18 protein-coding genes and 1 pseudogene are annotated in these 21,134 nt (G+C 72.2%); 8 read left to right on the forward strand and 11 right to left on the reverse strand.

Features of this window, described 5'->3' with window-relative positions:
- Window positions 1-48: 48 nt before the first annotated feature.
- Both AB0F18_RS08060 and AB0F18_RS08065 read right to left on the reverse strand, forming a co-directional pair.
- On the reverse strand, window positions 49-738 hold the full coding sequence (locus AB0F18_RS08060; RefSeq protein WP_362056187.1) for an NAD(P)H-binding protein: 690 nt from the start codon (window positions 736-738) through the stop codon (window positions 49-51).
- Window positions 735-1,028, reverse strand: a pseudogene (locus tag AB0F18_RS08065) (hypothetical protein); the annotation flags it as partial. The gene AB0F18_RS08060 and the pseudogene AB0F18_RS08065, both read right to left, overlap by 4 nt.
- Window positions 1,029-1,159: 131 nt before the next feature.
- Here AB0F18_RS08065 and AB0F18_RS08070 point away from each other — a divergent pair.
- The gene (locus tag AB0F18_RS08070; RefSeq protein ID WP_362056189.1) at window positions 1,160-1,897 is read left to right on the forward strand and encodes a VOC family protein; all 738 of its coding nucleotides are present in this window, start codon (window positions 1,160-1,162) and stop codon (window positions 1,895-1,897) included.
- A gap of 49 nt (window positions 1,898-1,946) precedes the next feature.
- Here the strand turns inward: AB0F18_RS08070 and AB0F18_RS08075 are convergent, their stop codons facing one another.
- Both AB0F18_RS08075 and AB0F18_RS08080 read right to left on the reverse strand, forming a co-directional pair.
- Entirely contained in the window at window positions 1,947-2,420 is a 474-nt protein-coding gene (locus AB0F18_RS08075; RefSeq protein ID WP_362056191.1) for a macro domain-containing protein, read from the reverse strand.
- A gap of 25 nt (window positions 2,421-2,445) precedes the next feature.
- Entirely contained in the window at window positions 2,446-3,588 is a 1,143-nt protein-coding gene (locus AB0F18_RS08080; RefSeq protein WP_362056193.1) for an NAD(P)/FAD-dependent oxidoreductase, read from the reverse strand.
- Between the two features lie 1,107 nt (window positions 3,589-4,695).
- On the opposite strand from AB0F18_RS08080, the gene AB0F18_RS08085 reads away from it, so the two are divergent.
- Window positions 4,696-6,006, forward strand: a complete 1,311-nt coding sequence (locus tag AB0F18_RS08085) for a hypothetical protein (protein ID WP_362056195.1) — start codon at window positions 4,696-4,698, stop codon at window positions 6,004-6,006.
- Here AB0F18_RS08085 and AB0F18_RS08090 read toward each other — a convergent pair.
- A complete protein-coding gene (locus tag AB0F18_RS08090) occupies window positions 5,975-6,937 on the reverse strand; it encodes an SDR family NAD(P)-dependent oxidoreductase (RefSeq protein WP_362056197.1) in 963 nt (320 codons plus the stop codon). The genes AB0F18_RS08085 and AB0F18_RS08090 overlap by 32 nt on opposite strands.
- A gap of 259 nt (window positions 6,938-7,196) precedes the next feature.
- Here AB0F18_RS08090 and AB0F18_RS08095 point away from each other — a divergent pair, with 259 nt between their 5' ends.
- Both AB0F18_RS08095 and AB0F18_RS08100 read left to right on the forward strand, forming a co-directional pair.
- Window positions 7,197-8,021 (forward strand): hypothetical protein, encoded by an 825-nt coding sequence (locus tag AB0F18_RS08095; protein WP_362056199.1) that lies wholly within the window; start codon window positions 7,197-7,199, stop codon window positions 8,019-8,021.
- 95 nt (window positions 8,022-8,116) lie between these two features.
- Complete coding sequence (locus AB0F18_RS08100; RefSeq protein WP_362056201.1) at window positions 8,117-8,659, forward strand: GNAT family N-acetyltransferase; 543 nt, start codon at window positions 8,117-8,119, stop codon at window positions 8,657-8,659.
- Window positions 8,660-8,661: 2 nt separating this feature from the next.
- Here AB0F18_RS08100 and AB0F18_RS08105 read toward each other — a convergent pair whose 3' ends face one another.
- The 4 genes from AB0F18_RS08105 to AB0F18_RS08120 all read right to left on the reverse strand — a co-directional run bounded on the left by AB0F18_RS08105 (window position 8,662) and on the right by AB0F18_RS08120 (window position 12,434).
- Window positions 8,662-9,849: an MAB_1171c family putative transporter gene (locus AB0F18_RS08105; protein WP_362056203.1), complete on the reverse strand. Its 1,188-nt coding sequence runs from the start codon at window positions 9,847-9,849 to the stop codon at window positions 8,662-8,664.
- Window positions 9,846-11,024: an MAB_1171c family putative transporter gene (locus AB0F18_RS08110; protein WP_362056205.1), complete on the reverse strand. Its 1,179-nt coding sequence runs from the start codon at window positions 11,022-11,024 to the stop codon at window positions 9,846-9,848. Before AB0F18_RS08110 ends, AB0F18_RS08105 begins: the two co-directional genes overlap by 4 nt.
- Before the next feature lie 7 nt (window positions 11,025-11,031).
- On the reverse strand, window positions 11,032-11,625 hold the full coding sequence (locus tag AB0F18_RS08115) for a toxin-antitoxin system, toxin component (protein ID WP_362056206.1): 594 nt from the start codon (window positions 11,623-11,625) through the stop codon (window positions 11,032-11,034).
- Window positions 11,626-11,750: 125 nt separating this feature from the next.
- Complete coding sequence (locus AB0F18_RS08120; RefSeq protein ID WP_362056208.1) at window positions 11,751-12,434, reverse strand: helix-turn-helix transcriptional regulator; 684 nt, start codon at window positions 12,432-12,434, stop codon at window positions 11,751-11,753.
- A gap of 257 nt (window positions 12,435-12,691) precedes the next feature.
- Here AB0F18_RS08120 and AB0F18_RS08125 point away from each other — a divergent pair, with 257 nt between their 5' ends.
- The 4 genes from AB0F18_RS08125 to AB0F18_RS08140 all read left to right on the forward strand — a co-directional run bounded on the left by AB0F18_RS08125 (window position 12,692) and on the right by AB0F18_RS08140 (window position 16,378).
- Complete coding sequence (locus tag AB0F18_RS08125) at window positions 12,692-13,321, forward strand: HAD-IA family hydrolase (RefSeq protein WP_362056239.1); 630 nt, start codon at window positions 12,692-12,694, stop codon at window positions 13,319-13,321.
- A gap of 63 nt (window positions 13,322-13,384) precedes the next feature.
- A complete protein-coding gene (locus tag AB0F18_RS08130) occupies window positions 13,385-13,651 on the forward strand; it encodes a hypothetical protein (protein ID WP_362056210.1) in 267 nt (88 codons plus the stop codon).
- A 356-nt stretch (window positions 13,652-14,007) separates the two neighbouring features.
- Entirely contained in the window at window positions 14,008-14,871 is an 864-nt protein-coding gene (locus tag AB0F18_RS08135; protein WP_362056212.1) for a hypothetical protein, read from the forward strand.
- A 262-nt stretch (window positions 14,872-15,133) separates the two neighbouring features.
- Window positions 15,134-16,378, forward strand: a complete 1,245-nt coding sequence (locus tag AB0F18_RS08140) for a cytochrome P450 (RefSeq protein WP_362056214.1) — start codon at window positions 15,134-15,136, stop codon at window positions 16,376-16,378.
- 38 nt (window positions 16,379-16,416) lie between these two features.
- Here AB0F18_RS08140 and AB0F18_RS08145 read toward each other — a convergent pair whose 3' ends face one another.
- Both AB0F18_RS08145 and AB0F18_RS08150 read right to left on the reverse strand, forming a co-directional pair.
- The gene (locus AB0F18_RS08145) at window positions 16,417-19,647 is read right to left on the reverse strand and encodes a BTAD domain-containing putative transcriptional regulator (RefSeq protein ID WP_362056216.1); all 3,231 of its coding nucleotides are present in this window, start codon (window positions 19,645-19,647) and stop codon (window positions 16,417-16,419) included.
- Window positions 19,648-19,910: 263 nt separating this feature from the next.
- The gene (locus AB0F18_RS08150) at window positions 19,911-21,008 is read right to left on the reverse strand and encodes a MerR family transcriptional regulator (RefSeq protein ID WP_362056241.1); all 1,098 of its coding nucleotides are present in this window, start codon (window positions 21,006-21,008) and stop codon (window positions 19,911-19,913) included.
- Between the last annotated feature and the right edge of the window lie 126 nt (window positions 21,009-21,134).

The following is a 21,134-nucleotide window of genomic DNA, read 5'->3' on the forward strand; positions in this document are numbered from 1 at the left end:
ACGCCGGACCGCCCCGGTTACGCCCGGGCGGCGACGGGGCGGCCCCGGTTACGCCGGGCCGGCCGCGGCCGGCTCCGGGGCGAGGGCCAGGAAGTCGTCGTAGGTACGGACCCGGACTCCGGGCCGGTCCTCGGCCAGTGCGGCGATCATCGCCGCGGCCAGCCTGCCCGCGGGCACCGGCCGGTAGGGGCGGGCAGGCCCGGCCAGCAGCGGGGCCAGCAGGCTCGCGGCGGAGCTGCCGAGCCCCTCGCCCCGGCGGCGCGAAGGGCGGTCGCCGAGGATGAAGGAGGGCCGGAAGAACTCGGTCTGCGGGTAGCCCAGGGCCGTCACCTCCGCCTCCATGTCCCCCTTGACCCGCAGGTAGAAGGCCCGGGAGCCGGATCCGGCACCGACCGAGGAGACCACGGCGATCCGCTCGGCGCCCGCGTCCCGGGCCAGCTCGGCCACCCGCACGGTGTGGTGCTGGTCCACCTCGCGGAACGCCTCCTGCGAGCCGGCCTGCCGGATGGTGGTGCCGAGTGCGCCGTACACGTCCGTCCCGCCCGGCCCGGCCGGCAGGTCGTCGGCCCCGAGCTTGGCGAAGTCCACCACCCGGGCGTCCAGCCGCGGGTGTTCGAGGCCGAGCGGGCGGCGGGCCAGCACGGTGACGCGGTCGTAGCGCGGGTCGCGCAGCAGCCGCGCCAGCAGTTGTCCGCCTACCAGTCCGGTGGCTCCGACCAGGAGCGCGCTGCGGGTCACGGGGAATCCTTTCCGCCACCGGCGGCCGGCCCGCCGGAGTCTCCGCAGGATGCCACATCCGTACGGGTACACCGGCGAGGCCCGGAGGGGCTCCGGTATACCGTGCCGCAGACGAAGTCGTCCTCGCGGACGATGTTGTGCTCCTGGCAGTCGGGGCACCGTCGGAACACCACCTCGTGGGTGAAGCCGGATGGCCGCCGGATTCCTAGAGCGTCAAGAGCGCGGGCGACCTCCGCCCAGGAGGTGACGTCCGGGCAGTACCCGGTGGACTGGTTGCTGATCTCGGCCACTCAACTCGACCGGCCCGACATTACGACGGGGCGATGCCGAGGGTGCGGGCGAGGGTCGCGGGCCCGGCCAACGGCGTCCTGTGCGCGTTCCGTCGGCGGACCGGCCTGCGGCGAGTTCTAGAATCTCCGGTATGGCAACACGACTTGTGCAGATCAATATGAAGGCCCTGGACGACTCCGCGCTCGGCCGGTTCTGGGCAGAGGCACTCGGCTGGGGTATCGACAGCGAGGGACCCGGGGTGACCAACCTCGAACCCGTGGGCTTCGCCTACCCCGACCCCGTGGCCGTCTGTATCGACATCATCGCCCGCCCGGAACCCAAAACGGTGAAGAACCGGGTGCACGTCGATCTCGCCACCACCTCGACGGCCCATCAGGCGGAGTTGGTCGCACGTCTGAAGGATCTCGGCGCGACGCTCGCCGACGTGGGTCAGGGCGACGTCCCCTGGACGGTCATGGCCGACCCGGAGGGCAACGAGTTCTGCGTCCTGGAGCCCCGTCCGATCTACCGGGACACCGGGCCGATCGCCGCGGTGGTGGTCGACTGCACCGACCCGCGAGAGATGGCCCGGTTCTGGGGCGAGGCGATGGACTGGACGGTGCACGAGGTCACCGACGACCAGGCGACCATGCGTTCCGCCAAGGGCGTCGGCCCCTACCTGGAGTTCCTGCGCACGCCCGACACCAAGAGCGGGTGGAACCGCGTCCACCTCGACGTCAGCCCCTACCGCGGTGACGACCTGGCAGCAGAGGAAGCCCGGCTGCGTGCCCTGGGCGCCGGCGACCCCGGTATCGACCAGTCCGCCATCTCCTGGACGATTCTGGCCGACCCGGAGGGCAACGAGTTCTGCCTCCTCTCGCCCCGCTGACCCGGGGATGCGGTGGTACCGCATCCCCGGGCTGACAACGATTCCGTATTCAGTGGTCGTACACCGTGACGGCCACGTCCTTCGTGCACAGTGCCCCGCTGATCAGCGGCTCAACGCGGGACCACTTGCCGCCGGCCAGCCCGCAGCCGATGCGGGGCATGTGTACGGAGGCGCCCAGTTCGAGCGCGTGGCCGGCCAGTGCGGTCAGGCACCGCTCCAGGGCGTCGTAGCGTATCGGCACCCCTGAGCTGCCCGTACGGATGCCGCGCTGCGCGACCATGTTGGCGACCCAGGTATCCGGCCGGACCTGGACCAGCCGGACCGCTCCGAGGCCGAAGTCGTTGTCGGCGCGGGCGCGGTGCCAGGCACGGTAGTCCGCTTCCGGCTCGGGCCAGCGTCTGGATATGGCCAGGACGAAGCCCTTTCCCCAGCCGCCGAGGTCGTTGCAGACATGGGCGATGATTTTCGGCCCCTTGGCCTGCGGACTGGTGGCATCCCCGGAGATGATCGTGATCGGCGTCATGCCACGACCCTACGCACGGCCACCGTCATTGCGACTGTTCGTGTCGCATGACCGCGGCGATCAGGTCGTGGAGTGCGTGCGGCGCATCGGGGCCGGCGCCGTCAAGGCCATCGGCGCCGTCGAAAGCACCGGACCCGGTGCCGCGCGCGAACATGGCCTCCTCGTACTCCGCGAGCGCGGCCTCGACGTCGGCGGGATGCGCGGCCAGGGCCTTGCCGAGTTCGGCGCCGTCCAGCATGGCCAGATTGGCGCCCTCGCCGTTGGGGGGCGCGAGGTGCGCGGCGTCGCCGAGCAGGGTCACCCCCGGTACCCGGTCCCACCGGTGCCCCGTCGGCAGGGCGTGCAGGGAACGTACGACCGGTGTGCCGTCGCCGTCCGTGATCAGGGCGAGGAGCTCCGGCGCCCAGCCGTCGAACTCCCGCGCGATGCGCGCGGTGGCCGCGGCGGCATCGGTGAAATCGATGGCCGCGAACCAGTCCGATGACGCGGACAGACCCACGTAGGCGTGCAGGGTGTCGCCCCGTTCCCGGTGGGCGAAGATCTCCTGGTCCGGAGTGGTGGCGATCATCGAACCGCCGCCGACCGCCTTCGCCGTGGCGGGGTGCCGGGTGTCCGCATCGAACAGGTAGGTCTCCACGACGGACTTGCCGACGTACCGGGGTGTGGCGGCGGAGAGCAGCGGCCGTACCCGCGACCACGCGCCGTCGGCGCCGACCAGCAGGTCCGTGACGACGGTGCCGCCGTCCGCGAAGGCCACCTCGTGGCGGCCTTCGCCGAGTGGGCGGACACCGCCGACCTTCCGGCCCCACCGGACGGTGCCGGCCGGCAGCGAGTCGAGCAGGAGCTGCCGCAGCTCACCGCGCTGCACCTCGGGGCGGCCGCCCGTGCCGTCGTCGGCCTTGTCGAACAGGACCGTCCCGTCCGGGTCGAGGATCCGCATGGCCTGGCGGCCCTCCAGGATCAGGCCACGGAACTCGTCCAGCAGACCGGCTGCCGCGAGGGCGAGCTGCCCGTCGTCTTCGTGGATGTCGAGTAGCCCGCCCTGCGTACGTGCGGTGGGGGAGGGGTCCGCCTCGTAGACGGTGGCGGGTATGCCGTGGACGTGAAGGACACGGGCGAGCGTGAGGCCGCCGAGTCCGGCGCCGATGATCGTGACGTGGGTGGTCATGGGGTTTCCTTCTGGGACGTGGACGGAGGAGAACGAACAGGTCATGGCCGGTTCGGTTCCATTTGCCGACCGGCACCAACGGGTTCCAATGTCCCGCCGTCCACCGACAGCCCGCCGACAGCCCACCCCCACCGCCGACAACAGGCCGACACCGTCGCCGGGGCGCAGTCAGCCGGATCGGGCTCGGCCCACTGCCGCGCTTCAGCGCGCTCCAGCAGCTCGCCGACAGCGGCGAAGCCGGCCCGGGGCGGGGGCCGGCGGCGCAGGGCCAAAAGGGTGCATCTCGGCGGTCGGATCGACCCCACTGCCGCTCATTCGTCCGCCGGTTTGGGTTCATGTGAGGTGAAGGCGGACTGTCCTACCAAGGGGCTGAGTGAGTGCGGGCGAGACTCCCGCTCCGATCGCTGGGCGTCGGAGCGTGCACAGCGGTGGTTCTCGTGTGCGGCGCGGCGGAAGCAACGCCGACCGTGTCTCCCCGGGCCGTTGCCGCGCCCCCTTCCGATGGCGGCGGGGCAAGAGCGACGCCCGCGCAGATCGCGGCGGCCAAGGAGGCGGAGGCGTACTGGACGCCCGAGCGCATCGCCAAGGCCGTCCCGATGGGCGCCGGCAGGGCCTCCGGGGCCGGCCCCGGGGAGGGGAACGCGGTGACCGCCGTCGCGCGGTCGCATCTCGCGGACAAGGGGGTGGCCACCGTGGGCGTGCTGCTCATCGACGACGGCGGCGTCCCCCGGCCGGATCCCGGCCGCCGCGACCAGTTCTGTTCCGCGAGCGTCGTCTCGTCGCCGGTCAAGTCGCTCGTGCTGACGGCCGCGCACTGCCTCAGCGGCAACCACCGCTTCAAGCACCTCGCGTTCGCCCCGGGCTGGAAGCCCGACCCGGCGCACCCGGCAACCCGTGGCATCGCCCCCTACGGTGCCTTCCCGATCGAAAAGGGCAAGATCTGGATCGACGGCCGCTACCTGTCGCAAGGCCCGGTGAAGGGAGACGACCTCGACTTCGCATTTCCTGAAGTCCGGCCCCAACGCGAAGGGACGGTTCCTGGAGAACGCCACCGGCACGGGGAACACCCTCGCGACGCTCACGGCCGGGCAGCTCGGCCAGAAGAACGTGAGCCTGCTCGGGTTCCCCGGCGCGTCCAAAGCCCCCCTCGTGTGCCCGTCCACGCACACGAGCGCCTTCGCGGGCCGGTTCCTGCGGATCGCCTGCAAGGGCTACTCCGACGGCGTGTCCGGTGGCCCCTTCCTGCGGAACTTCAACGGTACGCGCGGCGAAGTGATCGGCGTCATCGGTGGCTGGAAGACGGGCGGGACGAGCGCCGATGTCTCCTACTCCTCCCAGTTCGACGCCGACATCGTCCGCCTCTACCGCCAGGCGGTGAACGGATCCCCGCCGGACAGCCCCGGCGCAGACACGGGCATGGGCACTGCGGCACTCTGGAGGCATGCCAAGGGCGCCGCGTCAGGGACCTTCCACACCGCCTCCCAGCGGTCCGGTGACTCGGACCTCGTCGTCACGTGGGACGACGGCGAGGTGACCCTCTACCCCGGAGACCAGAACCTCGGATTCCACACGGGCTGCAGGCCCGCCGAACCCTGCGAAACGCAGCTGGCCGTGCCGAACGCCATGTGGAGGGACTACGCCGACGTCATCACCGCCGGCGACTACGCCGGCACCAACGCGTACGACCTCCTGGTCAAGTGGGTCGACGGCGAGGTCACCCTCTACCCGGACATCAGCGAGCGCACCCGCCTCCCCACGGCACTGGACCAGCACCTTCCCGGCGAGATCACGCTCGCCGCACCCCACTCCGTATGGAAGTACGCCCGAGGCTTCGCCACCGGCAAGTACGCCGGCAACCGGTGGCCCGACGACCTCGTCGTGCGCTGGAACGACGGAGAAGTGACCGAGTACGTCGACATCGACGGCAACGGTCTGCACGCCGAGCGGCAGCTCGCCGCGCCGAACGCCCGCTGGAAGACGGCGCGCCTCATCACCGGCGGAGACCTCGACGGCAACGGCAACGGAACCACCCCCCGACACGACCTGCTCGCGGTATGGGCCGATGGACGGGTCAGCGTCTTCCCCGACCTCGGCTCCGGACACCTGGACAACGAGCAGACCGTCGCATCGGGTTCCACCTGGACCCACGCCCGTGTCATCGCCCTCGGCGAGTACGGAATGAACGGCCGGCAGGACGACCTGTTCGTCTGCTGGTCGGACGGCGAGGTCACCCTGTACGGCAACACCCGCGCCGGCGCCACCGGCCGCGAGCACCGGCTCGTGCCGCCGCCCGCGGCCCTGCCTGCCGCCGTCCGGCGTGACGTCCGCTGTACGACGGCGTGCGGAACGGAGCCGTACCGCCGCGCTCCCGGCGGACCCGGCGAGCTCACCGGACGGCCCCCCACCCGGTGGCGTTGAGGCCGGCACCGGTCAGGCCGCAGCTCGCGTCCCACAACCGGGCCGCGACGGACGGCTCGGCGAGGTGGTTCCACACCGGCTCGCGCCGGGGCTCACCCCGCAGGCCGAACACCCGCGGCCCCCACAGCTCACCTCCGCGCACGGCAGGGTCCAGCACCGCCCGGACCACGGGCCACGCGCCCGCGTGCTTGCCCTGGAGGAGGACGGCCGCCGGCGCCGCACCCCACCGGGCGCCGGCGGTACGCACGTGGAACGGTGGCCGCGACGGGGTGAGGGAGTCCAGCGCACCACCGGGATGGACCACCACGCTCGCCACGGTGCTGCCGGCAGCACGCAGGCGGCGCTCCAGCTCGAAGCCGAAGTACATCTGTGCCAGCTTGGAGCGTCCGTAGGCACGCTTGGGCCGGTAGTCCCTGCGGGACTGCAGGTCGTCCAGATCGAGCCGTTCGGACTTCGCCGCGAAGCTGCCCACGGTCACGACGCGGGCCGCCGGCGCGGCCGACAGGAGCGGCATCAGCGACCTGGTCAAGGCGAAGTGCCCGAGGTGGTTCGTCCCGAACATGAGCTCGTGACCGTCCCCGGTGACCTGCCGCCGTGAGGCGTCGAGCGCGACGCCGGCGTTGTGGACCACCGCGTCGAGGTGGCGCTCGCCCAGCGACTCCACGGCCGCATCGAGCGAGGAGAGGTCGGCGAGGTCCAGGCGTACGGTCCGCACCCGCGCGCCGGGGACCCGCGCCCGGATCGAGGCCGTGGCGACCTCGGCCCTGGCGAGGTCCCGGCAGCCGAGCACGACGGTGGCCCCGGTCGCCGACAGCTGCTCCGCGGCGAAGTACCCGATGCCGGCGTTGCCGCCGGTGACCAGGAAGACCCGGCCATCGGCGGCGGGCAGCCGACGGACCTTCCAGGGTGGGGCGGAAGAGGTGGATGACATCATATGAACTCCCCAGTGGATGAAGGCGGCTGCCCCTGTGGGCAACGCGAGACCACGCTCCCAGCGCCCACCGACATATCCCCGACGCCCCGGCCACAACCCCGACAGCCCGCCGACACCCCGCCGGCCGCGAAATGCCTGGCCAGGGCCGGGCAGTGTGCAGGGCACCGGTCAACTCCCGATAAAGTGTTCGACGTTCGTGGCGGTGCACACAGGCCCCACGGAGCACACAGAGCACACGCACCTCGGGGGACGACAAGTGAGCGACACCGGCACGCTGCGGGAAGAACCGGGACTTCCCATCGTCGGCGAATTCTTCCGCGCGGCGATGGGCTTCGCCGAACCCACCACCGCCGAACGTCCCGAAGACAAGCTCATCACCCGGATGCAGCGCTGGCGCACCATACTCGGCATGGCCGCGGCCGTCTGGCTGGTCGTGGCCTACCCCCTGAGCGAGGGCGGACAGGAGTTCATCCTCGGCAAGCTCGCCGAACTGGGCATCTCCTGCGGCATTCTGGTGGCCGGCAGCATCCTCGGCATCACGGCCTTCCTCATCGCCGGTACCCCGGACCGCCGCCGTACCTTCGCCAGACGCCTGCTGGGGCCGATCGGATCGATCTTCGCACTGGCCCTGGGTCCCGCCCTGATGTGGCTGTCCTTCACGACCCTCAAGGGCGAGCTGATCGAAGGCGGAGATCTGAAGGGCTTCTTCTCCGCGATCACCGGCGCCGGAATCATCTCCTCCGTCCTCGCCTTCCTGGTCCTGGTGATCGGATGGCTCCTCGCGATCGTCGTCCTGATCGCCTCGGTCCCCTACACGATCGCCATCGCCTACGCCTGCGTCTTCTCCTGCTTCCGCACCGCGGACGTGCACCAGTTGCTCCCGGCGCTGCTCTCGCCCCTGCTGGTCTGGTCGCTCTTCGCGTTCCAGTTGTTCAACGGCCCCGACGTCGCCGCACCCCCGGAGGTGCTGTACACGTTCATGCTCGGCGGCCCGCTGTCGGTGACCGGCCTCTCGGTCTGGGAGGTACGGCGCCTGCGCACGCACCACGGGATCACCCTGCGCACCGCACTCGGCCGCTGAGCGCGAGGGAGTGCGCTCACAGGAAAAACATGCGTGCGCCGGGACCGGCCCCGGTTATCTTGCCTCGTCATGAACAGACCAGGGAGGTCCACACCATGAGCAGCGCCACGTCGCCCTTGCCCGAGCGGATCGAGCTGTCGGGGGAGGGACTCGTCCTCCGTGACTGGACGGAGGGGGACCTGGCCGCGATGCCCGAGCTGTTCGACCACCCCGACATCGCCTACTGGACGCCTATCGTCTCGCCCTTCGACGAAGCGGCCGCCCGCGCACGGCTGGACCGGGACCGGCAGCTGCGCAAGGAGGGCACGACCATCCTGCTCGCCATCACCGTCGACGGCGGCGCCCCGCTCGGCGAGATCATGCTGCGGCGCGCCCCCGAGGGCACGGAGATCGGCTACGCGGTCGGTCCCGCCCACCGGGGCCAGGGGCTGGCGGCGCGGGCGGTGCGGGTGATGGCGGCGTACGCGTTCGAGCAGTGGGGTGCGGAGCAGGTGATCCTGGAGCTGGAGGCCGAGAACGCCGCCAGTGTCGCCGTGGCCGGCAAGGCGGGCTTCAGGCTGCTCGACGTGCCGCTGATCACGGGGGAGGAGAAGGGACGCCCGTACGTCCTGCAGACGTGGGGGCTGAACCGCCCCTGAGATCACCACACCGCGTTCCGGGCAGCCGTCGCCAGATCGTGCTCGTCCCGGTCGCGGCCGCCCGCGGCGAAACCCGCGCGAGGCGTCATGGCCCGTACCGCCTCGGACAGGCGCACGAGTCCGTCGTCGCTGTCGATCAGGCTCCCGGCGTCGCCACCGCCCTCACCGGCGTGGCCGCGCAGGGAATCGAACGCGGCGATGACCAGTGCCGCGGGTACCACCGCTTCCGGCTTCAACGCACCCGGGCCCGTCGTGAGCGCCGGCTCGCCCCCGCCCGCGCCGGGTTCGAGGTACGGGGTGAGGAACCGGAGGCCGTCCCGGATGTCGCACGTCCGCCGCAGGTGGCGTCTGCTCAGCGAGGCCCACGGCGGAATGCGCACGACCTCGTACGGGATCACCGCGCGCATGACCTGCCACAGCGGACCGAGCCGGCGGTACTGCTCCCGCCGCCGCCACCGCTCCCTCAGGCCCTGGCCGACGGCGGGGAGGGCGAACCCGAGGCACTGGAGCAGCGCGCCGACGGCGGCCAGGGACGGAGCCACCGTCGTACTGACGTCGTCCCAGTCGTGGTCGGTCCAGCGTGCGCCGACCGCGAGGAGCTTGCCCGCGGTGTACCCGAGGCCCAGGACCCCTCCGGCCACGATGAGGACCAGCCCGGCCCGCAGCAGGCCGACGACCTCCCGCGCCCAGCGCCAGCACAGGACGGACAGTACGGCCGTCGCCACCGCGTGGGCCACCAGGTAGAGGACGATCATCTCGCGGAGGTACGGCGTGGTGGAGTAGTACGTGTCGAAGTCCCGGAGGCGTTCGTCGGGGGCGTCTCCCAGAAAGAACAGGGCGAACAGCACCACGATGACCGCCCCGTAGGCACCGGTGCACCACAGGGTCGCCACGCGGCGCCGTTCCTCCGGCCCGCCCTGCCACGTCAGCATCAGGTTGATGACGGCGGCGCTCCCCGCGGTGACCACGGCATAGACCAGCGGAGCCGAGAAGTTGGCGACGCCCGTGAGCGCGTTGACCTCGGACACCGTCGGCGGCGCGGCGAAGAAGAAGACCACGGCACCCAGCGGAATGACCACGCCCACCGAACGGACCAGCGGATCACGCCAGTGCCGTACGAGTTCCGGCACCCGCAGCGCGAAGGAGACGAGCAGGAGCAGAGCGGGGATGTAGTAGTAGACGCTGTTCAACGGGCCGCCCCTTCGGTTCCCGGCCCGTCGGCGGCAGCCCTCTTCGAGGTGTGCCCGAGAGCCTGCGAGATGCGGACGAGGTCGCGTTCCGCGCCCGCCGCCGGTTCCTGAAGGGTCCGCGACGAGGCGATCACCCGCCGTTCGGGGTCGGCGCGCATCGTCTCCACCGCGGCGACGACCATGGCCGCGTCCGCGTCGGCCGCCGCGTGGTCGGCGGTGGCGCCGCCGGCGACCGCCTCGGCCAGCGTGCGCGCCCGCAGACCGAGGTCGAAATAGGGGTTGAGGGCGAGGAGCCCGTCGTGGATCACCGACTCGCGCTGCAGACGCCGTACGCCCACCGACGCGAGCAGCGGCACACCGGCCGCGGCGGACGCCGGTGCCAGCCCGCCCACCAGCCGCGACAGCGGGCCCAGCCGCCGGTACCGGATCCAGTCCCGCCAGCGTCCCCTGAAGCGCCCGACGACGATCGGGAACACCATGCCGAAGGTGATGAAGGGGGCGGCCGCCGAGATGAGGGCCCGCGCCACCTCGGTGCTCAGGACGTCCCAGTCCGTACCGGCCCACCGCGCGCCCACTGCGGTGAACTTGAGGAGGCCGAAGCAGATGGCGAGGAGATATCCCGTCACCATCAGGGCCAGACCCGCCCGGAGCTCTCCCTCGACGTGCCGCATCCAGCGCAGGCACAAGGAGGCCATCACGACCGACGCCGCGGTGTGGCCGACCAGGTAGAGCACGATCATCTCGCGGAGGTACGGGGTGCCCGCGTAGTAGGTGTCCAGGTCCCGCAGCCGCTCGACGGGCGCCTCACCCAGCGCGAACAGGACGACCAGGGCGATGCTGAGGGCCCCGTAGGTACCGGTGCACCACCGGGTGGCGCGCCGGATGCCCTCGGGGGAACCGCCCCGCCAGTTGATGAGCAGCGCGATGCCCGACGCCGCGTTGACCATGACCCATACGTAGCCGAAGGGGGCCGCGGCGTTGGGCACGCCCGTGAGCGCGTTGATCTTCGCGACCATCGGGACGGAGGTGAAGAAGAAGACCCCCACGCCGGTCACGAGCATCGCCATGACCGCACGGAGAAGGGGATCGCGCGGGTTCCTCAGCAGTCCGGGGAGCCGGAGCAGGGCGGCCACGCCGCCCAGCGCGGTGGGGAGGAGAACAGTCGGATCGGGCACCGTCGGCTCAGCCTCGTATCCCGTGGTTGCCGAGCGCGGCTTCGATCCGGCCGGAGCGCGTGTCCCGGTCGAGCGTGCGGGCGCCCGCGGGCGTCAGGAGGTGGCGTATGGCGTGCGCCAGTTCCAGCCCGTAACGCTCCGCGGCCCGCTCCTCGGCCTGGTGCCTGCGGGCGGCGCTCCCGTCCTGTTCCAGCAGTACGGGGCTCTGCCGGCCGGCGACGGCCAGGGCCGAGGCGACAACCTGCCGTAAGTCGGCGTCGTGGTGCAGGAGCCGGGCGGCCACCGAACCCTCGGCCACATGCCGGTGGCAGTGCCCGAGCTCCAGGTGGCGCAGCTCGTGCCCGGTGATGACGACCTGGTGCTCGGCCACGGTCCGCTGTTCCACGATGACGAGGTCCTGGTTCCCGAGGTCCAGCGCGAGACCGCTGGCGGTGCCCGGAGGGAAGGAGGTGGCGCGGAACTCGATCTTCCGGCCTCGGCGCCGCCCCATGGCCTCACAGAGCGCGCGGCAGATCACCTCGGCCGGAACCGGGGACCTCAGATGGCTGAGACCGTCCACCATGGCGCTGACGGACCGCCGTATCTCCCGCTGTTTGAACACGTGACTCCCCCATACCCCTGTGCCGCTGTTCCGCTGTGCCGCTGTTCGGCTGTTCCGCGAAGGGCCGCGGCGCCCGCTGCGGCGGCTCCCACAGGCCCGACCCGCGCAACGTCCCGTCCCGCTCCTCAGAACGGTTCGCCGGCCGAGCCGGATCGATCCTGTTCGGCCGCAACCTCGTCCATGTAATGGTCGAGCCATTCGAGCAGTTTGGTGCGCTCCTGGTCGGGCAGCAGAGCGGCGCGCAGCGCGATGCCGTCGACGCCGTGCCGCTCGTAGAGACTCGGCAGCCCGGCTCCGGTTCCGGCCGGCGCCACCGCCAGGACGCCGCGCTCGCTGTACTCCTGGTGTTCCTGGAGCAGCGTCCTCTCGACGACGGCCAGGGCGCAGTACAGCGCGTCGGCGTCCTCCGACTGGAGGAACCCGGCGGGCCGCTCGAAGAACCTCTCCAGCCTGGCGCAGTGGTCCATCGTCGGCCGGCGGTCCCCGCCGAGCAGCGCCTGCACCTGCTGCCGGGAGACACCGCTCTCCCGGGCGATCTCCCCGTGCGAGAACTTCCGTCCGTTCTCCTTGCGGTACGTCTCGTGCAGCAGGTCCAGCCGCTGACGGAAGCGCTCGTGGATGTCCGGCTCACCGGCCGCCCGCCCCCGCAGGAGCTCCCGCACGACGTCGAGGGGAACCCCGCAGGCACGGTGCAGAGCCTCCGGATCCAGCACCTCGCCGCGACTCCGACCCAGCTTCGCGCCCAGCCGGACGACCCGTTCGATGGCCGCGGCCAGGTGAGGAGCGGGCGCGGGGGAGGCTTCTGTCACCGGCTGCTCTCCCGAGGTCAACGCCTCCCGGCACCACCGGGAGGGGGCCGCGGCGGCCCCTACGCCACCGATCCTGCCACGGTGGTGGCAGCCGAACCACGGATCTCCAGCCAAACTGCCACAGCAGTGGCAGGAACGTGCCTTACCGCCACCGCACGCGCCATCGACGCCCACGGCCCGGGCAGGCCCAGCCTGTGGGCGTGCCTGCCAGCCACCCCGCCCACGCCCCGATCCTCACACTGCTGCTGGAGTTCCTCATGTCTCACCGCACCGGCCTCGTCCTCGACTTCGGCGGGGTGCTCACCACGCCGCTGCTCCCGGCCGTGCTGGCCTTCGAGCAGCGCGAAGGACTGGCGCAGGGGGCGTGCATCAAGGCCCTGTACATGGACGCCGAGGGCGTTCGGCTCACCCACGAGCTGGAGCGCGGTGCGATCACCCAGAGCGAATGGAACGAGGCCGCCGCCCCCAAACTCGGAGTCTCCCCGGACAACCTGATGGGCCGGATCTTCGCCGACCTGCGACCCGAGCAGACCATGATCGATGCGGCCGCCGCGGCGAAGCGGGCCGGGATCAAGGTCGGCATCCTGTCCAACTCGGTGGGACTGGCTCCCTGGAACCTCTACGAAGGCTACGAGCTCGAAACCCTCTACCACGGTGTGGTCATCTCCGAATGCCACGGCATGCGCAAGCCCGACCCGGAACTCTTCGAGGTCATGCTGAAGCTCATCGACCTGCCGGCCGACGCGTGCGTGTTCGTCGACGACACCGAGGAGTACGTCCGGGCGGCCGAGAAGCTCGGCTTCGCGGGCGTGCACGCGCTGGAGCCCGCGCAGACGGTCTCCCAGCTCGACGACCTCCTGGGCGTCACCCTGACCAACGCCCGCTGATCCGTCCGGCGACTTCGCTAGTGCCGCATCAGCCGACGTTTACCCCGCCTGTACGGTCAGGGCATGGACGCCAGCCACCAGCCCACTCTTCATGAGATCGAAGACCGCTTCGTTGCGATTCTCGAAGGCCGGTTGACCCGGGACGAGGTCGACCGCTGGGCCGGTCGCTGGGTGACCGACGACGGGCTCGATTGGGACGAGGTTTCCTGGTGGGCCCTGAGTCTCCTCCACGGCATCGATCTTCCTGCGGACGAGAGCGGCAGCTGCCTGCACGATGACGAGCAGGTAGGCGAATGGCTCGCCGAGCTGAGGAAACGCCGGGCGGTGTGACGCGGTCGAAGCCGTCTGCCGGTCCCCGGCCGTGTGGTCGCGCTTCGGCGGGCGCGGCCTGCGGGGGCTGCTGGCCGTACGGGTTGTTCGGGTCGCCGAAGCTCATGGTGACGCCTCTCCGGTGTCGGTAACAGGACGATGCGGACCGAGTGCAGGAACAGCACCATGTGACCGGTTTTGCCCCTTGAACGGTCGCGATGTCGACGCGTCATCCTGAGCCCGATCACTTGTCCAATCGTCGCCCCCGCCGGCCCCGCCGCGGTCATGAAGGGGCAGTGAGAGGTGCGTTTCGCGAAACGGCGATGATGGGCGCGCGCGCCGCTGTGGTGTCGCCGGTGGGTTCTCGGGGTGGGGCAATGATCGAGGTCGGGCGGCAGGGCGCGTTCAGCGTGAACTGTGTGGGTGTGGAGCGTCTGCCGTTCCCGTTGAGTTTCAGCGTCCGCGAGGCCGAGGGGACGTGGGTGGTGACCGCCGGCGCGGCGCAGGCGGGCGAATTGGCGGACCTGCTCGCGGCCGCGGCGAACGGCTCGGTAGCGGTGGTGTCGCTGGAGAGCAACTCCTTCCTGGACGAGGACTGGCAGCCGCTGCGGCCCACGCTGATCGCGGCCGAGCTCGGAGTGCCGTGCGGCGTCCACCCCCTCGGATCCTGGACGTCCGGCACGCACGGACTCGCGGAGGAGATCCTGGTGATGGACCGCGACCAGCTGCCGCGGCTCCTCGACGGCTCCTGGTACCCGTACGAGCTGACGCTGGTCGACCTGCCCGCCGGCGCGGCCCCGGAACAGCTCGACGACATCGCCCTCGTGGTCGGCACGAACGGCACCGACGCGCCGCTCCTGGGCCGCCTCCCAGACACCTCCCGCCTCTGGTTCTCCGGCCACGACGACTGCTACGTGCTGCTGGAAACCCGAGACTCCGCCCTGCCGGCCGCGGTCCTGGCCCGTCTGCTGACCCTGTTGGCCGGCTCCGCCCTCACCGCACTCACCGACCGCCCCTCCTCGCGCGTTCCCGAGCCCGGGCCGTGGCTGCCCGAGCAGCTCGTGGCCCTGGCGCCCCACTGGATCGGAACCCTGGACACGGCCACCGAGGACCTCGTGACGATCAGGCTGGCTGCCCTGCCGGAACCGTGGCGGCTGAACGTCGCGTTCCCCGGACGGGCTGACCTGACGGCGGCGCTCGACGTACGGCAGGGCACCTGGCGGATCGCCCCCGCAGGGTGACAGGAGGAGCCGCCTCCGGCTGTGGGCGTGTCCCGGCCCGGACGATCCGAACCCCACTCGGAACAAGATCAGCACACGGATGCGCGGAAGGTCGCCGACGGGAACCCTGAGGCGGACGACGGGTGCCACGGGCCCGCGTTGAAACCGGTGTGGAACCGTTTTGAAGCCCGGTGGCCGCAAGGTCCGGGGCAGGGCTGGGCACGGCCGGAGGAACTGACCGCGGTCGCGCCCAGCCGGCTCCCACCGTTGCGAGAGGACCGTCATGAGCGAGCACATCCATCACCTGACCCCCGGCCGGCTCCAGGACCCCGAGGCCGGTTACGCAGGCCTGCGCGACGGGGAGGGGCTGCCCCTCGTCGTGCTCCCCGGGCTCCGGACGCCCGTGCGGCTCGTCACGCGCTACGAGGACGTCAAGGCCGCGCTCACCGAGCCCCGGCTGATCAGGGACCGCAGCGAGGTGCCGGGCGGGGTGGACGGGCCCGACGCGCAGGAGGAGTTGCTGGAGCCGCTGGGCGGGCTCCCGTCCGAGTACGTGCGGTACGTGTCCGGGCACCTGGCCTTCTTCGACGGCGAGGAGCACGCCCGCCGCCGGGCTCCCCTCACCCGTGCCTTCACCGCCCGGCGCATCGCCTCCCTGCGGGCCTTCGTCGAGGAGACCGTCGCGCGGCTGGTCGGCGAGCTGGCCGGCCAGGAGGAGGCCGACCTGCTGAACGAGTTCGCCTACCCCCTGGCCACCTCCGTCATCTGTGAGCTGGTCGGCGTCGAGGAGGCGGACCGGGACCGGGTGTGCGAGTGGATCCGGGATTTCGCGTACGGCGACGGCAGCAGGATGAGCGACGGCCTCGCCGGCATCGTCGAATACGTCAAGTCGCTGATCGCGAGGCGGAAGACCAGCCCCGCCGACGACCTGATCACCGCTCTGCTCGAAGGTGCCCGCGAGGGCGGCGCGGACGCTCTCACCGAGGACGAGATCGTCGCCATGGTGTTCCTGCTCATCAACACCGGGATCACGCCGCCCGCCCTCTTCCTCGCCCACGCGGTACTCGCCCTGCTCGACCACCCCGACCAACTGGCCCGGCTCCGCGCCGAACCGGAGCTCCTCGACCGGGCCGTGCCCGAACTCCTGCGCCACGTCACGCTCCTGCGGATCGGTGCCTCGATGTACGCCACCGAGGACTTCGCCTTCGCCGGCACCGAGCTCCGCAAGGGCGAGGCCGTGAGCGTGGCACTGCTGGCGGCGAACCACGACCCGGCCGTGTACGGCGGGACACCCGGACGGCTCGACATCACCAGGGAGGCCGAGCGGGGCAAGGTCCACCTCGCCTTCGGGCACGGCGCGCACTACTGCATCGGCGCCGCGCTCGGCAGCCTGGTGACCGGGGTGGTCTTCGACCTGCTGCTCGTCCGGCGGGCGGTTCCGCAACTGGCCGTCGCGCGGGAGGACCTGGAGTTCGGCCACTGGCCCGGGGACGGCTTCCACCTGCTGCGGCTTCCGGTACGGCTCTGACCCGGGGGGCGGGCCGGCCGATCACTCCGCGCAGCCGATCACTCCGCGCAGCCGACCGGCCCCGCCCCGCAGCCGCCCGCCTTCCGCTCCCGCTCCCGCAGCAAGTCCAGGGCCGCACGGCGCAGTTCGTCCCGGCTCAGAGCGGCGTACGCGGACACCACGTCCTCGTACGCCGCCCCGCCGGCACGCCGGGCCGCCTCCCGGGCGCGGGCGGAGGACATGGTCGGCTGGAACGTCCGCAGGCACTGGAGGAACTCCGTCAGCGCGAGCAGCCGTACGCCCCTGCGGACCACGGCCGCGTCCCCCTCCGCGCCGCCCCGGTGGAGGTCGGCCGTGCCGAGCGCGAGCAGCAGCGCGCCGCAGACCGGGAGATCCGCCGGGGCTCCTCGCTCCAGCCGAGCCGTCGCGCGGTCCGTGAGGAGGGCGGCGAGCTCCTCGACCAGGTCGAGGCGTCCGTACTGGGCATGGGCGGCCACGGTGGCCGCCTGGACCTCCAGGACCCAGGGTTCCAGGTCGACTTCGAGGCCGAAGACCGGTTCGCCGGACCGTTCCAGGCGGGCCGCGGCCCGACGCCAGAGCGTCAGCCCCCTCTCCGTTTCGCCCCGTACGAGCGCGATCTCCGCACGCGCCCCCGGTTCGGGCGTCAGCTCCGCTTCCGCGTCCTCGGGCCGACCGCGCAGGGCCGACTCCAGCCAGCGCTCCGCCTCGTCCACGTCCCCGGTCTGGAGGTTCCCCAGCACCATGCCCCAGCGCAGGCCCATCACGTCCGGCCACTCACCGAGGCGGTCGAGGATCCCCATGGCCCCGTGCAGGTGGCGCAGTGCCTCCTCGCCGCGCTCCGCGTGCAGGCACAGCTCGCTCAGCCGGCTCAGGGCCATCACCCGGAGCCACGGAACGTGGTGGTCCTCGGTCGCGGCGAGCGTCCGCCGGGCGGCCGCCATGGCCCGCTCCGGTTCGTGCTCGCTCTCCCACAGGTAGCCGGCCAGTCCTTCGGCGACCGCGGCGAGCAGCGGCTCGCGGCTGGCGCGGAACGCGTCCAGCAGCGTGTGGTCGGTCCCGAAGACCTCGGGGGCCGCGCGCAGGACGGTCGCGAGCGCCCTGACGAGGGTGTCCGCCGGCGCCGGCGGAAGCCTGCGCAGGAGGACGAGGAGGCGCGCCGGTGCGGCGGATCCCCCGACCAGCAGGCTGACGGTCAGCAGCACGGCCGCGGTGCGGGTCGCCTCGACGAACGCCGGATCCGGGCGGTAGTGCGAGAGCAGGCCGCCGATTTCCGCCGCGAGGGGGATCAGCCGGGCGTAGTCCGCCTCCGTGGCCCACAGGCCGCACAGCACGGCACCGGCCGCCGCGACGGCCGGTGCGTCCTGGCGGGCGAGGCCCAGCCGCAGTGCTCCGACGAGGTTGTCCTGCTCGGCCTTGATCCGCTGCCACGCCGCGTACGGGTCCGGGCCGAAGGGCGCGTCGTGCCGGGAGAGCCCGAAGTCCCGTGCCCAGGCGAGGAAACGGCCGGTGACCCGCTCGGCCTCCCCGGCCCGCTCACGCTGGACGGCACCGAACTCCCTTATGGTCTCCAGCATCCGGAAGCGGGTGCCGGTGCCGGTGTCGACCACCCGGAGCAGCGACTGGCCGACGAGGTCCTCCAGGACGTCCACGGCCTCCGGCACGTCGTCACCGAGCAGGTGTGCGGCCGCGTCCGCGGTGAACCCGCCGGGGAAGACGGACAGGGCGCGCAGCGCCGTCCGCCCCGCCGGTTCTAGGAGGTTCCAGCTCCAGTCGACGACGGCGTGCAGGGTGTGGTGCCGGCGGGGTGCGTCCCGGGCCCCGCCCCGGAGCAGCGCGAACCGGTCCTCCAGCCGCCGGTGCACGTCCGCGACCGACATGACCCGTACCCGCGCGGCCGCCAGCTCCACGGCGAGCGGCAGCCCGTCCAGACGGCGGCAGAGGTCGGCGACCTGGCCGGCGGGGAGCTCCGCGCCGGGACGCGCGGCGCGGGCCCGCTGCTCGAACAGCCGGACCGTTGTGGCCTGGTCGAGCTCGGGCAGCGGGTAGACCGATTCGGAGGACAGGCCGAGCGGCGCCCGGCTGGTGGCGAGGATCCGCAGGTCACGGCTGATGGCGACCAGCCCGCGGACGAGTTCGGCGGCCCCGTCGAGCACGTGCTCGCAGTTGTCGAGGACCAGCAGCGCCGGTCCGGGACCGAGGGCTCCGACGATGGCGGTCAGCACGTCGGGTGAGGAGCCGAAGCCGCCCGAGGACAGCCGACGGGCCTCGGCGCCGCCGACGGCGGAGGCGACCTCGCCCGCCACGTCCGCGTCGCCGGTGACACCGGCGAGGGCGACCAGGTGGACCGTGCGTTGCGCCGCGTCCCGGGCGACGGCGGCGGCGAGCCGGGTCTTGCCGAGACCACCGGGTCCCACGATCGTGGTGACGCGGGAGGTGTGCAGCAGTCGCGTGACGGCGGCGATGTCCCCCGCGCGGCCGAGCAGTTCGTTGGGCTCGTGCGGTACGCCCCGGCGCACCACCGGTGCGTCGCCGCGCAGCAGTTCCCGGTGCAGATCGCGCAGGGCCGGACCCGGATCCGTCCCCAGTTCTTCACGCAGGGCACGGCGGTAGCGGTCGTACGTGGCCAGTGCGGCGGACGCGCCGGTGGTGGCCGCCTGAGAGCGCACCAGCTCCAGCAGCAGCTCCTCGTCCCGCGGGAACTCCCGTACGAGCTCGGTCAGCAGCGCCACCGCCTCGGTCCGCCGACCGGTCCGCGCCAGGCACAGCGCCCGCGCCCGGAGCAGCGAACGGTACACCGGAAGCCGTGCGGCCCTGAGTTCGGAGAGCGGATCACCGAGTACGGCGCCACCGCCCACGACCGGGCCCGCGCCCGTGCCGGCCGGCGTACCCCACAGCCCGAGCCCCGCTTCGGCCGCGGCGAGGGCCCCCGCGTGGTCGGCGGCGCGCAGCCGCTCCGCACACGCGGCCGCGTGCCGCAAAGCGGCCGAGGCGTCGACCTGTTCCTCCCCGAGGGCGAGCCGGTACCCGTCGGCCGTACTGGCGATGACCGGGGGCCCGAGCCGCGTACGCGCCCGCGAGACGAGGACCTGTAGTGCCTTGACCGGATTCGCCGGCTGCTCGTCCGGCCACAGCCCGTCGATCAGCCGCCGGGTACTGCATCCGACGTGCAACTCCCCGGCGAGCAGGGCGAGCAGCCCCCGCAGCCGGGGCGCGGTGATCTCCTGGCCGCGGAAGGCCACCGTCGTCAGAGTGGTCAGCTCTATGGTCACCGCAGCAGCGTATGGGGGAACACCCAACGGCGCGGGTCCGGCCCCACGGTGCCGGGCGGTTCCCCTGGACCTCGCGGAACCGACCCAGGCCTGCCTGCCTGACGTCCCTGCCGTCCCGCAGGACCACCGTGACCCCGGAGCCCGCCGCGGCGAGCGCCGCAGCGGCCCCTTATGTGGGCCCGACAGGTCCCGAGCTGCCCTGCACGCCACGCTGTCCACCCGCACCACCCACGCCGTAGCCCAGCTGAAGGAGGTGCCGGACATCAAGCGATGAGCAGGCGGAGGCCGAGATCTGCCGCGTCGAGGTGAGCGAGGTCGCTGTTGCGTTCGTCCCACCGGCCGGAGCGGAGGTCGTCGCCGAGGCTGCGCACCGCCCGCTGCTCGGCCTCCGGCCCGACCCTCGTCCACACCGACATCGCACGGCGCACGTGATCCTCCAGATACGCCCCCGGTCGGCGCCAGTACGCCTCGAACAGGCCGTCGACGCAGTCCCACGGGATGGGCACCGGCTCGGCGCGGGCACCGATCGCATCGGCCATCCCGGCCAGCGAGGGGAAGCCGGCGAGGACGTCGGCGAACTCGGGCAGGTAGTCGCGTGTGAGCCAGAACCGGTCCTGCCATCCGGGCTCATCGGTGTCGAAGGTGAGCACCACCACGCGGCGGGCCACGCGTCGCATCTCGCGCAGCCCCGCTATCGGGTCCCCCCAATGGTGAACGGTGGAGACGGCCATCGCGACGTCGAAGGAGTGGTCCTCGAACGGCAGGCTCTCCGCGGCGGCGGCCACGCACGGCGCCGAGCCGGCAGGCCGCTGCCCCCGCATGACCGCCGACGGCTCCACCGCGGTCACGTCGCGATCCGCAGGCTCGTAGGAGCCGGTGCCGGCCCCGACGTTCAGCACCGTCTGCGCGTCGCCGAGCGCGTCCCAGATCTGCGCGGCGATCCGCGGGTCGGTACGCCGGGTCGCGGGGTACGCGCCGCCGATCGCGTCGTACAGCCGTGCACCGAGCATCTCCAGTTGCTCCTCCGGTGTCACCATCAGTCCCTTCGCCCGTGCCTCGAGTTCCCTGTCGATGGCCGCCACCATGGCGTCCGCGCGATCGCGCCGCTCCAGCAGCAGACCGCGCAGCCGGCGCAGGTGCGCGACCGCGTCGGTGGACGAGTCGCCGACCAGTTCCGCAACCTCGCTCAGACCGAAGCCCAGCCGCCGGTAGGCCAGCACCTCCCGCAGCCGCTCCACGTCGCCCGCCGAGTACGCCCGGTACCCGGCCGGGGTCCGCGCCGACGGACGCACGAGCCCGATCCCGTCATAGTGATGCAGTGTGCGGACGCTCACGTCGGCCAGCTCGGCCACGCGTCCCACGGTCCAGTGATCTTCCACGGCGTCGACTATGCAGCCTGACGTCACGTGAGGGTCAAGGCCCGTTCTCAGGGCAGCAGGAGCCCAAGCGAAGGAGCAGGAAAGGCGCCTTCGACGAGTTCGGCCCGC

Source organism: Streptomyces sp. NPDC029216, from assembly GCF_040648015.1.
Lineage (GTDB): Bacteria > Actinomycetota > Actinomycetes > Streptomycetales > Streptomycetaceae > Streptomyces.

What these genes read in the sequence shown, in the direction of transcription:
- AB0F18_RS08070 (WP_362056189.1), top strand. Translation starts at nt 1,160, where the DNA reads ATGGCAACACGACTTGTGCAGATCAATATGAAGGCCCTGGACGACTCC.
- AB0F18_RS08075 (WP_362056191.1), bottom strand. Translation starts at nt 2,420, where the DNA reads ATGACGCCGATCACGATCATCTCCGGGGATGCCACCAGTCCGCAGGCC.
- AB0F18_RS08080 (WP_362056193.1), bottom strand. Translation starts at nt 3,588, where the DNA reads ATGACCACCCACGTCACGATCATCGGCGCCGGACTCGGCGGCCTCACG.
- AB0F18_RS08090 (WP_362056197.1), bottom strand. Translation starts at nt 6,937, where the DNA reads ATGTCATCCACCTCTTCCGCCCCACCCTGGAAGGTCCGTCGGCTGCCC.
- AB0F18_RS08130 (WP_362056210.1), top strand. Translation starts at nt 13,385, where the DNA reads ATGGACGCCAGCCACCAGCCCACTCTTCATGAGATCGAAGACCGCTTC.
- AB0F18_RS08125 (WP_362056239.1), top strand. Translation starts at nt 12,692, where the DNA reads ATGTCTCACCGCACCGGCCTCGTCCTCGACTTCGGCGGGGTGCTCACC.
- AB0F18_RS08135 (WP_362056212.1), top strand. Translation starts at nt 14,008, where the DNA reads ATGATCGAGGTCGGGCGGCAGGGCGCGTTCAGCGTGAACTGTGTGGGT.
- AB0F18_RS08140 (WP_362056214.1), top strand. Translation starts at nt 15,134, where the DNA reads ATGAGCGAGCACATCCATCACCTGACCCCCGGCCGGCTCCAGGACCCC.
- AB0F18_RS08100 (WP_362056201.1), top strand. Translation starts at nt 8,117, where the DNA reads ATGAGCAGCGCCACGTCGCCCTTGCCCGAGCGGATCGAGCTGTCGGGG.